General features: G+C 44.3%; 2 protein-coding genes. One reads left to right on the top strand and one right to left on the bottom strand.

All coding sequences use genetic code 11. The features are described 5' to 3' along the window. Positions 1-14: 14 nt before the first annotated feature. Positions 15-16,346 (bottom strand): Ig-like domain-containing protein, encoded by a 16,332-nt coding sequence (locus OLW01_RS01425; RefSeq protein ID WP_268074858.1) that lies wholly within the window; start codon positions 16,344-16,346, stop codon positions 15-17. A 231-nt stretch (positions 16,347-16,577) separates the two neighbouring features. Here OLW01_RS01425 and OLW01_RS01420 point away from each other — a divergent pair, with 231 nt between their 5' ends. Then, the gene (locus OLW01_RS01420) at positions 16,578-18,506 is read left to right on the top strand and encodes a TolC family outer membrane protein (protein ID WP_268074857.1); all 1,929 of its coding nucleotides are present in this window, start codon (positions 16,578-16,580) and stop codon (positions 18,504-18,506) included. Positions 18,507-18,570: the final 64 nt, after the last annotated feature.

The following is an 18,570-nucleotide window of genomic DNA, read 5'->3' as shown; positions in this document are numbered from 1 at the left end:
GAAAGATTCACACCTTAAATATCTAACTTACTATCTGACATGCTACGCATGATTTCCTCATCTGCACTGCTAGAAGGTGAACCTGATTCACTTGGGGCTGACCCTAAACTTACATCTTGTTGCCCGCTTAAACTTACGCTGTCACTGCCTAAAATATCATCAGCATTATCAGCTAATAAATCATTAAGTGTTAAACTCGTGACTTCATCACCTGAGATTTGCCCCGCGTCATCAGCATAATTTATTTCAATACTTTCATCATTTGATAATAAATCGTCATCAACAAACCCTCTTGTAGCCAGCATAGGTCGACCGGCGGTACCAACATCATCAGCATCTACAGTTAATGTGGCGAGATTACCATCACCATCCTCCATAGATATTGTAATGTTAGCAATATCCAATAAACTGAGCTCTGTAATAGTCCAGCTACCATCAGATTGAACCAAAGCGGTGCCTAGTTCTACAGTTAAAGCGCTAAGCAACTCAACAGAAACTGTAAGTTCTGTACCCTCCTCCGCATCTGAGGTACCTGAAATTGTTGTAGATTTAAGCGCAACCAGATCAATAACATCTATTGACGTGACCTCTAAGGTTGGCGGTATTATATTTAAATCAGCCCCTATATCTAAAGTCGTTTTATTCTCGGCTTCATCTTCCACCGCTAGTTGTAAACTAATATCACCATCTTCTAAATCAGTAATGTTTTCAAATAAACCTGCGGTTAAATCGATAGAAAAATCGCCGTTTGCATCTGCTTGTAAAGTTGTTACTTCAGATAAAGCACCAAGCACATTGACGCTAAGCGTAATATTCGCATTTGCTTCGGTTGAACCAGATAAGGCAGGTGACAGCACGGTACTAATGACACCAGTCAATGACCCATCAAGTAAACCATCGACATTTAAAATAGGCGCTGTGATATCTAAATTGGCGCCGACACTGGTGGTATTTATATTACCATTCGCATCCGAAACACTGGCCTCCAACGTCAGTGCACCATCATCAATCCCTGATAAGACTGTTGGGTTAAGTGTTAAGCTAAAGTTGCCACTGCCATCGGCCGTTGTGGTGAGCGTGGTTTCTGTTACTCCGCCAGCTTTTACTGCCACATTCACAGTCGCGCCCGCTTCAGTTACCCCAGTCAATGCCGGTGATAAAGTCGAGCTAATCACGCTAGCCAGTGGATTTAAACTAAGGCTTGGCGCTGTGATATCTAAATTGGCGCCGACACTGGTGGTATTTATATTACCATTCGCATCCGAAACACTGGCCTCCAACGTCAGTGCACCATCATCAATCCCTGATAAGACTATTGGATTAAGTGCTAAGCTAAAGTTGCCACTGCCATCGGCCGTTGTGGTGAGCGTGGTTTCTGTTACTCCGCCAGCTTTTACTGCCACATTCACAGTCGCGCCCGCTTCAGTTACCCCAGTCAATGCCGGTGATAAAGTCGAGCTAATCACGCTAGCCAGTGGTTCTAGGGTTAAATTCGGTGGGGTAATATCTAATACGGCATCAATATCGACCACGTTTTCGTTCCCCGCGGCATCGGCGACACTGGCTTCAATAACCAGGGTGCCTTCACTAATGCCTTCGCCGGTTAATAAATCTGCATCAATATCGAGGGTGAAATCGCCGTTGGCATCCGCGGTAGCGACTCCAATTTCAACTAATTCATTGCCCACCACCCCGGCTTTAATGGTAATACTGGCGCCCGCGACTGTGCTGCCGGTTAAGGTTTGGGTGAGCACTGAGTTGATCACATCATCCAGTGGTTCTAGGGTTAAATTCGGTGGGGTAATATCTAATACGGCATCAATATCGACCACGTTTTCGTTCCCCGCGGCATCGGCGACACTGGCTTCAATAACCAGGGTGCCTTCACTAATGCCTTCGCCGGTTAATAAATCTGCATCAATATCGAGGGTGAAATCGCCGTTGGCATCCGCGGTAGCGACTCCAATTTCAACTAATTCATTGCCCACCACCCCGGCTTTAATGGTAATACTGGCGCCCGCGACTGTGCTGCCGGTTAAGGTTTGGGTGAGCACTGAGTTGATCACATCATCCAGCGGTTCTAGGGTTAAATTCGGTGGGGTAATATCTAATACGGCATCAATATCGACCACGTTTTCGTTCCCCGCGGCATCGGCGACACTGGCTTCAATGACTAGGGTGCCTTCACTAATGCCTTCGCCGGTTAATAAATCTGCATCAATATCGAGGGTGAAATCGCCGTTGGCATCCGCGGTAGCGACTCCAATTTCAACTAATTCATTGCCCACCACCCCGGCTTTAATGGTAATGCTGGCGCCCGCGACTGTGCTGCCGGTTAAGGTTTGGGTGAGCACTGAGTTGATCACATCATCCAGTGGGTCTAGGGTTAAATTCGGTGGGGTAATATCTAATACGGCATCAATATCGACCACGTTTTCGTTCCCCGCGGCATCGGCGACACTGGCTTCAATAACCAGGGTGCCTTCACTAATGCCTTCGCCGGTTAATAAATCTGCATCAATATCGAGGGTGAAATCGCCGTTGGCATCCGCGGTAGCGACTCCAATTTCAACTAATTCATTGCCCACCACCCCGGCTTTAATGGTAATACTGGCGCCCGCGACTGTGCTGCCGGTTAAGGTTTGGGTGAGTACTGAGTTGATCACATCATCCAGTGGTTCTAGGGTTAAATTCGGTGGGGTAATATCTAATACGGCATCAATATCGACCACGTTTTCGTTCCCCGCGGCATCGGCGACACTGGCTTCAATAACCAGGGTGCCTTCACTAATGCCTTCGCCGGTTAATAAATCTGCATCAATATCGAGGGTGAAATCGCCGTTGGCATCCGCGGTAGCGACTCCAATTTCAACTAATTCATTGCCCACCACCCCGGCTTTAATGGTAATACTGGCGCCCGCGACTGTGCTGCCGGTTAAGGTTTGGGTGAGCACTGAGTTGATCACATCATCCAGCGGTTCTAGGGTTAAATTCGGTGGGGTAATATCTAATACGGCATCAATATCGACCACGTTTTCGTTCCCCGCGGCATCGGCGACACTGGCTTCAATGACTAGGGTGCCTTCACTAATGCCTTCGCCGGTTAATAAATCTGCATCAATATCGAGGGTGAAATCGCCGTTGGCATCCGCGGTAGCGACTCCAATTTCAACTAATTCATTGCCCACCACCCCGGCTTTAATGGTAATGCTGGCGCCCGCGACTGTGCTGCCGGTTAAGGTTTGGGTGAGCACTGAGTTGATCACATCATCCAGTGGGTCTAGGGTTAAATTCGGTGGGGTAATATCTAATACGGCATCAATATCGACCACGTTTTCGTTCCCCGCGGCATCGGCGACACTGGCTTCAATAACCAGGGTGCCTTCACTAATGCCTTCGCCGGTTAATAAATCTGCATCAATATCGAGGGTGAAATCGCCGTTGGCATCCGCGGTAGCGACTCCAATTTCAACTAATTCATTGCCCACCACCCCGGCTTTAATGGTAATGCTGGCGCCCGCGACTGTGCTGCCGGTTAAGGTTTGGGTGAGCACTGAGTTGATCACATCATCCAGTGGGTCTAGGGTTAAATTCGGTGGGGTAATATCTAATACGGCATCAATATCGACCACGTTTTCGTTCCCCGCGGCATCGGCGACACTGGCTTCAATAACCAGGGTGCCTTCACTAATGCCTTCGCCGGTTAATAAATCTGCATCAATATCGAGGGTGAAATCGCCGTTGGCATCCGCGGTAGCGACTCCAATTTCAACTAATTCATTGCCCACCACCCCGGCTTTAATGGTAATGCTGGCGCCCGCGACTGTGCTGCCGGTTAAGGTTTGGGTGAGCACTGAGTTGATCACATCATCCAGTGGGTCTAGGGTTAAATTCGGTGGGGTAATATCTAATACGGCATCAATATCGACCACGTTTTCGTTCCCCGCGGCATCGGCGACACTGGCTTCAATGACTAGGGTGCCTTCACTAATGCCTTCGCCGGTTAATAAATCTGCATCAATATCGAGGGTGAAATCGCCGTTGGCATCCGCGGTAGCGACTCCAATTTCAACTAATTCATTGCCCACCACCCCGGCTTTAATGGTAATGCTGGCGCCCGCGACTGTGCTGCCGGTTAAGGTTTGGGTGAGCACTGAGTTGATCACATCATCCAGTGGGTCTAGGGTTAAATTCGGTGGGGTAATATCTAATACGGCATCAATATCGACCACGTTTTCGTTCCCCGCGGCATCGGCGACACTGGCTTCAATAACCAGGGTGCCTTCACTAATGCCTTCGCCGGTTAATAAATCTGCATCAATATCGAGGGTGAAATCGCCGTTGGCATCCGCGGTAGCGACTCCAATTTCAACTAATTCATTGCCCACCACCCCGGCTTTAATGGTAATGCTGGCGCCCGCGACTGTGCTGCCGGTTAAGGTTTGGGTGAGCACTGAGTTGATCACATCATCCAGTGGGTCTAGGGTTAAATTCGGTGGGGTAATATCTAATACGGCATCAATATCGACCACGTTTTCGTTCCCCGCGGCATCGGCGACACTGGCTTCAATGACTAGGGTGCCTTCACTAATGCCTTCGCCGGTTAATAAATCTGCATCAATATCGAGGGTGAAATCGCCGTTGGCATCCGCGGTAGCGACTCCAATTTCAACTAATTCATTGCCCACCACCCCGGCTTTAATGATAATACTGGCGCCCGCGACGGTGCTGCCGGTTAAGGTTTGGGTGAGCACTGAGTTGATCACATCATCCAGTGGGTCTAGGGTTAAATTCGGTGGGGTAATATCTAATACGGCATCAATATCGACCACGTTTTCGTTCCCCGCGGCATCGGCGACACTGGCTTCAATGACTAGGGTGCCTTCACTAATGCCTTCGCCGGTTAATAAATCTGCATCAATATCGAGGGTGAAATCGCCGTTGGCATCCGCGGTAGCGACTCCAATTTCAACTAATTCATTGCCCACCACCCCAGCTTTAATGGTAATACTGGCGCCCGCGACGGTGCTGCCGGTTAAGGTTTGGGTGAGCACTGAGTTGATCACATCATCCAGTGGGTCTAGGGTTAAATTCGGTGGGGTAATATCTAATACGGCATCAATATCGACCACGTTTTCGTTCCCCGCGGCATCGGCGACACTGGCTTCAATAACCAGGGTGCCTTCACTAATGCCTTCGCCGGTTAATAAATCTGCATCAATATCGAGGGTGAAATCGCCGTTGGCATCCGCGGTAGCGACTCCAATTTCAACTAATTCATTGCCCACCACCCCAGCTTTAATGGTAATACTGGCGCCCGCGACGGTGCTGCCGGTTAAGGTTTGGGTGAGCACTGAGTTGATCACATCATCCAGTGGGTCTAGGGTTAAATTCGGTGGGGTAATATCTAATACGGCATCAATATCGACCACGTTTTCGTTCCCCGCGGCATCGGCGACACTGGCTTCAATAACCAGGGTGCCTTCACTAATGCCTTCGCCGGTTAATAAATCTGCATCAATATCGAGGGTGAAATCGCCGTTGGCATCCGCGGTAGCGACTCCAATTTCAACTAATTCATTGCCCACCACCCCGGCTTTAATGATAATACTGGCGCCCGCGACGGTGCTGCCAGTTAAGGTTTGGGTGAGCACTGAGTTGATCACATCATCCAGTGGGTCTAGGGTTAAATTCGGTGGGGTAATATCTAATACGGCATCAATATCGACCACGTTTTCGTTCCCCGCGGCATCGGCGACACTGGCTTCAATGACTAGGGTGCCTTCACTAATGCCTTCGCCGGTTAATAAATCTGCATCAATATCGAGGGTGAAATCGCCGTTTGCATCCGCGGTAGCGACTCCAATTTCAACTAATTCTCCCCCATAATTTCCAACTCTAATGGTTACATCCACTCCTGGCTCAGTTTTCCCTGAAAGCAAATTAGTTAAAATGGAATTTATCGTATCTAAGTTGGCATCTAGATCGAGTGTTAATAAAGGTGGTGTGGTATCTATATTACCGACTGCATTAGCAGATTCTGTATTTCCAGCAAGATCGCTAATACTGGCATTAACAGAAAACTCTCCATCTACCAGTTCAGTTTCTGCTTCGACTTGCCAATTACCTGTAGCATCTACCACTGCTTCCAGAGTTTGCTTATTTCCTTCTGCATCAATAATATCTAGATTAACTACAGTGTTTTCTACCGCATTGGACGTGCCTGAAATAGTAGGCGTATTGTCCCCTTCAGCTCCCGTAGACTCAATGATTAAACTTGGCGCTGTCGTATCTATTTCAGCCGTCATATTGTCACTGATCGCATTTCCGGCTTGATCAGCTACGACAGCCGAAACACTAAATTCGCCTTCGGCTAATGCAGATGGCACTTCGATACTCCAAGTACTATCAGCTTTAATTTCTGCGGTTAAAGTTTGTGTAATGCCATTAGAAACTACATTTACACTCACAATTTGTCCCATACCCGCCGAACTAATCCCTGAAATAATCGGCGTCGTATCGTTAGTTATACCCACTTCATCAATTCGAATTTCTGGTGGGGTAATATCTACTTCGCCATTGGCAAATATACTGGTTTTATTGCCAGCGACATCAGTCACACTAGCATTAACGACAAAGTTGCCTTCTGTAAGTTCATCATTTACTAATACTTGCCAACTGCCGTCAGCGTTAACTGTTGTTTGAAGTACCTGTTCGTCGTCACTATTTGGATTAATCGTTAGATTAATCACAGTACCTGCGGGCTCGTCAGAAGAACCTGACAATAATGGTGTCGCATCATTAGTTACACCAATATCATTAATAACAAGGCTTGGTGCTTGAGTATCAATATTTGACGAACTAGAGGCAGTTGCTTGGTTACCAACGTCATCTGATACGCTAGCAATAATTGAAAAATCGCCGTCTACCAAAGAGTTTTGTGTTTCAGTACTCCAGCGGCCATCACTTAACACATTTGCGGTTAATTGCTGCACATTCCCATCGCTGTCTTCTACCGTAATATTTACCTGACTACCCAATTTAGCATTACTTACACCACTAATTTCAGGCGTAACATCGCTCGTGGTATTTACCGAGTCAATTGTAAGTGTTGGAGGGGTTACATCTAATTCAGCCGTTGTGGTGGCAGATCCCTCGTTACCTGCTGCGTCCGTCGCACTCGCCGTAATACTAAACTCACCTTCAGCCAATGCATCATTCGTTGCTACTGACCAATTACCATTGCTATCAACTTGAGTATCTAAGCTGTAACTAACATTATCCGCATCTACAACCTGAATATAAATCGTTTCGCCTACAGCTAAATCACTTTGCCCTGAAATTAAAGGAGTTGTATCATTAATTAGGTTTAATTCGTCTATTTCAATTTCGGGGCCACTTATATCTAGCTCGCCAATCCCATCTATCGTAGTTTGATTTCCTGCAGCATCTGTAGCCGTAACAGATATGTCAAACTGACCTTCGGCTAAAATATCCGTTATCGTTGCACTCCAGCCCCCGTTTGAATCGACCGAGGTTTGCATTGAATATTCATTGTTTAATGCATCAGTTATAACCAAATTGATAAAACCACCAAAGGCCAAGTTTGAACTACCTGAGATGACAGGTGTAGAATCATTGGTTATTCCGACATTATTTAAACTAACCTCTGGTGCCGTTAAATCGAGTGTTCCCGTTGCATTTGCAGTGCTGATATTACCCGCTGCATCAGTAATACGGGCCGTTACACTAAAATCACCTTCTGCAAGTTCATTCGGTACACTTGCAAGCCACTGTCCTGAATCTCCTACCGTTGCAATAAAGTTTTGACTACCACCCAAACCATCTATTACCGTAATTTCAACTTGAGTTCCTGGAAGCTCATTTGTTATCCCCTGAATAACAGGCGTAGTATCTTTAGTATCTGAGAATTCAGATATTTCTATACTTGGCGGTGTTGTATCAATAGTAGCATTTATGCTGGTTTGACTCGTTTGTCCATTATTCGTAATAGAAGCACTAACCTCAAAATCACCTTCGCCTAAAGCTGAACCAATTTGTACATCCCAGCTACCATCATCGCTGGTTGTTACGTTGAATGTTTGAGTTGTTCCATCAACAGAGTTAATCACAACGGTAACAGCCCCATTCGCTACACTGCTTGTACCTTCAATTAAAGGGGTTGAGTCATTGATTTCACCTATCGCTTGAATGCTAATACTAGGTGCGGTTGAATCTAAATTAGCCGTTTGCTCAGCGCGGGTTTGATTTCCTGCTGAGTCCGTAACCGAAACTTCCACCGTAAAAGCGCCCTCGGCCATTTCATTTGGTACGTCAGCTAGCCAATTACCATTGCTATCCGTTTGCGCCGTAAAATTTTGCGCTTGGCCGCTGGAATCAATTACAGTTATTTCAATTAATGTATTAACAGGTGCATTTGATTCACCAGAAATAATTGGGGTTGTATCATTAACGACCCCTAACGGTGTTAATGAAAGCTGGTAAGCTAAAGTATCAATCGTAGCAGAGTCCACTACCTGTGTTGAATTGCCTGCGCTGTCTGTAATACTTGCCGATACATTAAATTCACCATCGGATAAAACGCTACTCTCCACTTGCCAGTTACCATCATCATCAACTTGAGTTATAAGCTGCTGTTCATTTCCAGCTTCATCGATAATATTAATTGTAACTTCTGATCCCGCAAGAGAGCTTGTACCACTAATTAATGGGGTTGGATCATTAGACAACTCGTTAAGGGTTACTGTCAGTTCAGGTGCTGTCGTATCTAATACCCCTGCAGCACTTGTATTTGCTTGGCTTCCAGCAAGGTTTTCAGTCGTTACCTCAATATCAAAACTGCCTTCGGCAATAGGTTGCTCCAATTCCAATTGCCACTTACCATGCGAATCTATGTGTGTTGTCTGAGTAAAAGTATTGCCATCTGCATCCGTTAAAATGAGTGTGACTGTTTGGTTTTCACCCGCATTACTATTACCAAAAATGAGAGGCATATTATCATTTACAATCAAAGACGAAGTAATATCAATAGTTGGTAGCGCTGAATCAATTTCCCCTTCGGCTCCTACTGATGTTAAATTTCCAGCAGTGTCTGCTGCTCTCACTAGTACTTCGAATTGACCATCACTTAACGCTGCTTCTGTTTCTATTTGCCAGTCACCATTTTCGTCAACGCTCGCTTGTAATGTCTGGCTTTCACCATTTAAGTCTGTAATGACAAGAGTCACCACACTATTAGCAGGTAAGTCTGATGAACCAGAAATTATCGGGGTTGTATCATTTAAAATGCCTAGGGTATCGATAGATAAGCTAGGCGCTTGGGTATCAATATTGCCTACTGCATTTTCAACCACTTCATTACCTGCACTATCAACGCCTTGAACTAAAACATTAAATTGGCCATCACTTAAGGCTACTGGTGACTCTTGCTCCCAACTCCCTTGATCATCTGTGTTAACATCAAAATTACTAATATTGCCAGTGGCATCTGTGACCCTGATACTTAGCGAGCTATTAATAAGGTTACTTGTGCCACTTATAACGGGTGTCACATCGTTTGTATCGTTCAATGCATCAATGGTTATAATTGGCGCGCTAGTATCGATTTCGCCTTGAGCCTGAGCAGTGGTTAAATTACCAGCTTGATCTTCAATACTTGCATGTATTTGGTACTCGCCTTCTGGAAGTACATTTTCCAACTCGACTTGCCAACTTCCATCTTCAGATATATTTGCAACCAAAACTTGCTCAGTTCCAGCTGAATCAGTGATCATTAATTTCACTTGTGAACCAACTGGCTCATCACTTGTTCCAGAGATCAGAGGAGTCGTATCATTAGAAATAGCGGGAACATCAATAGTTAAGGTCGGCTTAACAGAGTCTAAAAAAGAAACCGAATTCGCAGTGCTTTCATTGCCAGCCTCATCAATTATATTTGCGGTAATGGTGAATTCACCTTCACTTAGCTCATTCGAAATAACGGCAATCCAGCTACCGTTATCAGCAACTTGAGCCACCATATTTTGAGTTACACCATGTGAATCAACCACTTCGATTTGCACAGGTGTGCCTGCAATTGCATCCGACTGACCACTGATTACTGGAGTTGTATCATGGGTAAATGCTGAGTCATTAATAGTCAATGAGTAAGCTTGTGTATCGAGTATACCCGATTGTTCTGCTGAGCTTTGGTTGCCGGCTACATCTTCAGCAGTGACTACAACGCTAAAACGCCCATCGACTAAATCACCAGATTCGACCTGCCATTGACCATTATCGCCAACCTCTGCGGTTAAAGCTTGGTTACCCCCTTGCGCATCAGTAATACTGACATTGACTATTGAACCCGCTGCTAAATTACTGTCACCACTAATGACTGGAGTTGCATCATTGGTTTGACCAATAGAATCAATTGATAATTCTGGCGCCACTGTATCTATTAAACCCGCTTGGCTAGCCGTGGCAGTGTTTCCCGCTGCATCTGTTACGCTGCCTGTTACCGTAAATTCTCCATCTGGTAATTCAGTTGGTATTGCGACTTGCCAATGCCCTTCTTGTCCTATTGTAATTTCAACCTGCTGTGTGCCGCCTTCGCTATCCACCACGGTTAAATTAACTGTATCTCCTGCATTTAAATTACTATTCCCTTCTATGGTGGGGGTCGTGTCATTCGTATCTGCTAATGCATTAATGCTAAATTCTGGTGCTGTAGTATCTATTTGACCTGTTTCTGTTGCTTCGCTAATAACACCGTTGCTTTCTATTTGCGCTGTAACTTCATATTCGCCTTCTGCAAGCTCATCCAATACATCGACTGACCAGTTACCATTTTCATCAACTTGTGCTGTAATTGTTTGGCTGGTATTGCCACTATCCACTACTATAACGACCACATCTGAGCTCTGAGCTGCGCTTGTACTTCCGCTAATTGTTGGCGTAGTATCATTTGTGCTATCTAGGGCGTTGATATTGAGTTCGACCCCACTACTGTTCAGGTTGCCAGACTCGCTGTCTGTTCCTTCATTTCCTGCACTATCACGCACTGAAGCGTTTACTTCAAAATCACCTTCAGCTAGCGCATTATCCGGCTCAACTGACCAGCTTCCATCATTTTGAACCTGGACAATTTCAGTTTGAATGACGCCCGCTGAATCTGTCACCGTGATGGATATGTCACTGCCCGGCGCTACATTTGAGCTACCGGTAATGGTTGGCTGAGTATTAATGACCTGACCGATAGGATTAATTTCTATGGTTGGCGCTAGGGTATCAATCGTGCCCGTAGCACTAACTTGGGTTTGATTCCCTGCTGCATCTGTAGCGCTGGCTGTAACGGTAAAATCACCATCCACTAATTCAGCTGCGGTGACTGTCCAACTTCCATCTTCGTTAACTATCGCGGCTTGCGTTTGGCTATCTCCATTGACATCTGTAATGGTAACGCTAATTTCACTGCCTTGTACTTCATCTGAAATACCGCTAATTTGTGGTGTATTATCATTATTTTCACCAAGTGGATTAATGCTAATACCGGGTGCTTGGGTATCGACTGAAAAGGTGATGTTTTGGCTGCTTTGGTTGCCGGCTTCATCACTGAGTTGTGCACTAATTTCAACTTCACCATCAGCAACCGCTGAGGGTAACTGTGCTGACCAACTGCCATCTCCTGTTACTAATGCGTCTATGCTTTGAGTTTGACCCTCGCTGTCTATCACGCTAATTTGAATTTCACTGCCCACAGTTGCATTACTGGTTCCGCTCACTGTCGGTTGGTTATTATTGATTGTACCTAACTCTGTCACGCTCAATTCTGGCGCCGTTAAATCTATTTCGCCTTGTGCTTGCGCTGTACCTGTATTACCTGCGCTATCTGTTACACTTGCATTAACACTATAAGGACCTTCGGCTAAAGCTTGGTCCGCCTCTACACTCCAGTTTCCGTCCTCGTCAACTTCACTCGTTAATAATTGCTGGCTGCCTGCATTGTCAGTCACAACTAAATTAATAATCGCACCTGTGCCCGCGGTACTTGTACCATCAACTAGTGGCGTTTCATCATTTGTAATTGTAAGTGGGTTAATGGCGACTTCAGGCAACTCAGTCAGACTAAAAGTACCAGATTGTGAAGCTGTGGTTTGATTACCAACACTATCTGAAACTTGTCCTGTAACCGTGAAATCCCCTTGTGCTATATCCTCAACTACTTCGACCTGCCATTGACCATTATCACCAACCTCTGCGGTTAAAGCTTGGTTACCCCCTTGCGCATCAGTAATACTGACATTGACTATTGAACCCGCTGCTAAATTACTGTCACCACTAATGACTGGAGTTGCATCATTGGTTTGACCAATCGAATCAATTGATAATTCTGGCGCCACTGTATCTATTAAACCCGCTTGGCTAGCCGTGGCAGTGTTTCCCGCTGCATCTGTTACGCTGCCTGTTACCGTAAATTCTCCATCTGGTAATTCAGTTGGTATTGCGACTTGCCAATGCCCTTCTTGTCCTATTGTAATTTCAACCTGCTGTGTGCCGCCTTCGCTATCCACCACGGTTAAATTAACTGTATCTCCTGCATTTAAATTACTATTCCCTTCTATGGTGGGGGTCGTGTCATTCGTATCTGCTAATGCATTAATGCTAAATTCTGGTGCTGTAGTATCTATTTGACCTGTTTCTGTTGCTTCGCTAATAACACCGTTGCTTTCTATTTGCGCTGTAACTTCATATTCGCCTTCTGCAAGCTCATCCAATACATCGACTGACCAGTTACCATTTTCATCAACTTGTGCTGTAATTGTTTGGCTGGTATTGCCACTATCCACTACTATAACGACCACATCTGAGCTCTGAGCTGCGCTTGTACTTCCGCTAATTGTTGGCGTAGTATCATTTGTGCTATCTAGGGCGTTGATATTGAGTTCGACCCCACTACTGTTCAGGTTGCCAGACTCGCTGTCTGTTCCTTCATTTCCTGCACTATCACGCACTGAAGCGTTTACTTCAAAATCACCTTCAGCTAGCGCATTATCCGGCTCAACTGACCAGCTTCCATCATTTTGAACCTGGACAATTTCAGTTTGAATGACGCCCGCTGAATCTGTCACCGTGATGGATATGTCACTGCCCGGCGCTACATTTGAGCTACCGGTAATGGTTGGCTGAGTATTAATGACCTGACCGATAGGATTAATTTCTATGGTTGGCGCTAGGGTATCAATCGTGCCCGTAGCACTAACTTGGGTTTGATTCCCTGCTGCATCTGTAGCGCTGGCTGTAACGGTAAAATCACCATCCACTAATTCAGCTGCGGTGACTGTCCAACTTCCATCTTCGTTAACTATCGCGGCTTGCGTTTGGCTATCTCCATTGACATCTGTAATGGTAACGCTAATTTCACTGCCTTGTACTTCATCTGAAATACCGCTAATTTGTGGTGTATTATCATTATTTTCACCAAGTGGATTAATGCTAATACCGGGTGCTTGGGTATCGACTGAAAAGGTGATGTTTTGGCTGCTTTGGTTGCCGGCTTCATCACTGAGTTGTGCACTAATTTCAACTTCACCATCAGCAACCGCTGAGGGTAACTGTGCTGACCAACTGCCATCTCCTGTTACTAATGCGTCTATGCTTTGAGTTTGACCCTCGCTGTCTATCACGCTAATTTGAATTTCACTGCCCACAGTTGCATTACTGGTTCCGCTCACTGTCGGTTGGTTATTATTGATTGTACCTAACTCTGTCACGCTCAATTCTGGCGCCGTTAAATCTATTTCGCCTTGTGCTTGCGCTGTACCTGTATTACCTGCGCTATCTGTTACACTTGCATTAACACTATAAGGACCTTCGGCTAAAGCTTGGTCCGCCTCTACACTCCAGTTTCCGTCCTCGTCAACTGTCGCGGCTTGCGTTTGGCTATCTCCATTGACATCTGTAATGGTAACGCTAATTTCACTGCCTTGTACTTCATCTGAAATACCGCTAATTTGTGGTGTATTATCATTATTTTCACCAAGTGGATTAATGCTAATACCGGGTGCTTGGGTATCGACTGAAAAGGTGATGTTTTGGCTGCTTTGATTGCCGGCTTCATCACTGAGTTGTGCACTAATTTCAACTTCACCATCAGCAACCGCTGAGGGTAACTGTGCTGACCAACTGCCATCTCCTGTTACTAATGCGTCTATGCTTTGAGTTTGACCCTCGCTGTCTATCACGCTAATTTGAATTTCACTGCCCACAGTTGCATTACTGGTTCCGCTCACTGTCGGTTGGTTATTATTGATTGTACCTAACTCTGTCACGCTCAATTCTGGCGCCGTTAAATCTATTTCGCCTTGTGCTTGCGCTGTACCTGTATTACCTGCACTATCTGCTGCACTTAAACCAACTGAAAACTCGCCTTCACTTATCGCAGCTGGCACCTCAACCTGCCATAAACCTTGCTGATCGACTTCGGCTGACAAAGTTTGCTCATTACCCTGTGAATCAGTCACCACAATCGTAATTAAACTAGCTGGCGGCAGATTAGAGCTTCCCGTGAGTGTTGGCTGTTGTTCATTTATTGATCCAATCTCATCCATGCTCATAACGGGCGGTGTAACATCAATTTCACCAGTTTCACTAAGCGTGGTTGTGACCCCATTTTCCGTCACGTTTACTTCTATCGTAAATTCCCCTTCGGATAATTCCTCAGCAACCTCAACTGACCAACCACCATTTTCATCCACTTCAGCTGTCACATTTTGAATATTTCCAGCACCATCGGTTACTTCAATATTAATACTAGTACCTTGACCAGCATCGCTGGTTCCGCTCACACTCGGTGTTAAATCATTAGTTACGGGAATTTCATTAATTGTTAATTCGGGTGCGGCTAGGCTTAAAGTGCCATTTTGCTGGGCATTAGCTTGATTACCCGCTAAATCTGAAACTGACGCAGATACAGTAAAATCACCTTCACTTAATTCATTACCCATTTCAACTTGCCAACTTCCATCTGCTTGAACCTCAGTGGTTGTATTTTGTTCAGTTCCAAGGGAATCAGTTACAGTTATATCAACAACACTGCCAGACGCTGCGTCGCTAGCGCCAATAATTAATGGGGTAGCATCATTTATCACACCGATCTCATCAATACTAATCACAGGTGCAGTTAAATCGACCTCACCACTGCCACTTATTTGCGTTATATTGCCGGCAGGATCAGATACACTGACTGTATAGCTAAACTCTCCTTCAGGTAATACGCCAACCTCAACTGACCAGTTACCATCACCATCTGTTTCAGCTGTTAGTTGTTGAGTTGCGCCTGCGCTATCGTTTATCACTACGGTAACAAGAGTCTCTGCATCTAAATCACTACTGCCACTTATAATTGGTGATTGGTCATTGATCTCGCCAATTTCATTAACTGTTACAATAGGGGGTGTCGTATCGATAGTGCCTGTTTCTGTATCTCCGTCATTGGTCGCTACATTTCCGTTATTACTTTCAATTGAACCGTCAACAGAGAACTCACCTTCAGGTAAGTCTGTATCAGCTTCAACAGACCAATTACCATTTTCATCCACTTCAGTTGTTAACACTTGAGTTTGACCATCGCTATCTATTATAGAAATACTAACTTGGCTGCCTGCTTCAGCTGTTGAACTACCTGTAATTGTCGGTGTTGGATTATTTATATCGCCGAGAGGATCAATATTAAAAGATAAATCTTCTACTTGAATGTCTGTGATAGCGGCAGTGTCATTGGCAAAATTCTGCTGTAAAGGTGTAGTTTGATCATTATCCGCATTAAACTGAAAACTAAGTGGTTCAGTGGTTTGGGCAATTCGTAATAAGCGAACAAAAGAAACCCCACCACCACCGCCGTTTGCTTGACCACCCGCGGCGGTTGCTTCCAATTGAGAAAGAATATCGCCGTCACCAGACAGAGCCGTTAAAAAATCGTCAACGCCCTGCTCATCAGTCGCATCATCCTGTTGTTGCGGGACATTCTCTGAATTTTCATCATTTTGATAAGGTAATTGCTCAAGCCATGAAAAGGTTTCATCTATACTGGATTCATCTACTTGGCTTTCTAATCGTTCGATAATCGCTGCTGTCGATAAATTAGGCGTAATTTCTATGATTTGATTTTCGGGAATCGTAATTTGGTCTTCACCGAAATTAAGGGTTATAAACGAGTTTTGATAAGTAATAAGGGTTTCGCCTTGTACTATCTGACTACCTGCCTCCAGTGACGTAAGCTCACCACCTGCTCCTTGCACAAAACAATCACCTTGAATTTCTACAACAACCGCAATAACTTCATTCATAGTCTTCACCAAATCCGTTAATTAAACGACTCTAGGCTGAATGGGGTATTCAACCTATATGATAATTTAAGTGTAGAAGTGCTTGACCGGATATCTATTGGACTAAAGTCCAGTTAAAGCAAAAATAATAAAATTGCAGTTAATAAAAAAATTAATTTGCAGAATGTGAATTTGTTTTCTAAGTTTTAAATTCAAGGAAATTTGTAAGTGAATCATACTCGGAGAAACCGTATGACTTGTTCAATTAAGTATGCAGTTAACTATTTAATACGTACACTCACAGTAACTACCACCGTATTAGTATCACCACTAAGCTTCGCAGAGCAAACTCAAGGAATCACTCAACAAGTTCAACAAGCCATCAATAAAAATCCAAGGGTACAAGAAAAATGGCATGCGTTTAAAAGCGCTATTCAAGGCACTGAAATAGCAGAATCTGGATTTTTCCCCACCATAGATTTTAATGCCAACATTGGTTACCAAAAACAAAACTATGGTAACAGCGACAGCTTCTCAACAAATAGTGCTGAAATCAGTTTGACGCAAATGTTATACGATGGTTTTGAAACCAGTAATAACGTTGCTCGTTTTGAGAATACTCAAGTAGTCCGCTATTTTGAACTAATGGAACAAGCGAATTTAACAGCATTTGAAGCAGCCAGAGCCTATTTAGATGTGCTTAAATTTAAACAACTCACCCTCATTGCCAAAGACAGCTTAAAAACGCATGAAGCTGTATTTAATCAAATAAAGCAAAGTGTCGACGCTGGTGTTTCTCGAGCTGCCGATCTTGAGCAAATCACGGGCCGTTTATCACTCGCCCAAACCAACTTATTAACTGAAAAATCAAACTTGCATGACGTAATAGCTAGATATTTACGAATTATTGGGCAAATGCCACCCAAAAACATGACCCCTTTTTCTGTACCATCGAGTAATATTCCTAACAAAATCAAGTCAGTACTCAATCAAGCTTATTCAAATAACCCTAAGTTTTATGCAACTTTGTACAATATCCAAGCACAAGAATCTCTAGCTAAAAGCCGAAAGTCTGGCTACCACCCCCGCGTTAATTTAACCGCCCGTTATGGTATAGAAGACAGAGATGAATTTGGTTTTGACGAAGATAGAACTGAAGGTCGAGTCGGTATTGAAATTCGTTACAACTTATTTCGAGGCGGCGCAGATAAAGCATCAATCAAACAAGCTTATCAAGATGTTAATTTAGCGAAAGACTTACGAGATCAGGCCTGTCAGGAAATCAGACAGAATGTACAGATCGCATACAATGATATCCGTGTTATTGGTTCACAACTCCCTGCTTTAGAAAACCACAGAAATGCTTCAAGCAAAGTTAAAACAGCTTATAAAGACCAATTTGATATAGGTCAGCGCACCTTGCTAGATGTGCTAGATTCAGAAAATGAGTTCTTCCAGTCTAGCCGAGCATACATTAGCGCTCAATACGATAAATTAACTGCACAACTCAGTGTTTTAACCGAAATGGGACAAATTTTACCAGTATTAAATGTTAGCCCAAATGAAATCCCCTCAGTTAATCAGTTAACTGATGAGCCTATAAAGTTTGATCCTAACTCAGCGTGTCCTACTTACGATATCAACCAAGCAATGCGTCAATATGAACCACATGAACCACGCGAAATTGCAAAACCAGATACGACAGATACCGATAAAGACGGAGTTTACGACTCAATTGACCTTTGCCCTGATACCTCACCTAATGACAGAGTTAATGCACGTGGCTGTACTTTGTTTAAAAACGAAACGGTTTCTGTTGATATCAAAATTCCATTTGCATCTAACTCGTCAGAAGTTCAAAGACAATATTACTTAGAAATAAAAAAGCTATCGGATTTTTTAGAGAAATATCCTGAAACTGTTGTTGAGATTCAAGGACATAGTTCGCTTGATGGTGATGCAAACTACAACAAAAAACTATCTGAAAAACGCGCATTCTCCGTTGCAGATGTATTAACCCGAACTTACGGCGTATCTCCAAATAGAGTTCGTTCAATTGGCTACGGTGAAGAGCAACCAAAAATCAATGAAATTACATCTAGAGCCAATGCTATAAATAGAAGAATAGAGGCAAAAGTAAGTGCGGAATTTCAGCAGGCTATAAAAAAAAATAGCTTTTAGCTCATGATAACAATAATTCGGCGTTGAGTGATGCTCAACGCTGCTCGCTATACAAAGTAAACGG

Source organism: Catenovulum adriaticum (genome assembly GCF_026725475.1).
In the GTDB taxonomy this organism is placed as follows: Bacteria; Pseudomonadota; Gammaproteobacteria; order Enterobacterales; family Alteromonadaceae; genus Catenovulum; species Catenovulum adriaticum.
This window is presented reverse-complemented; position numbering and strand designations above follow the sequence as displayed.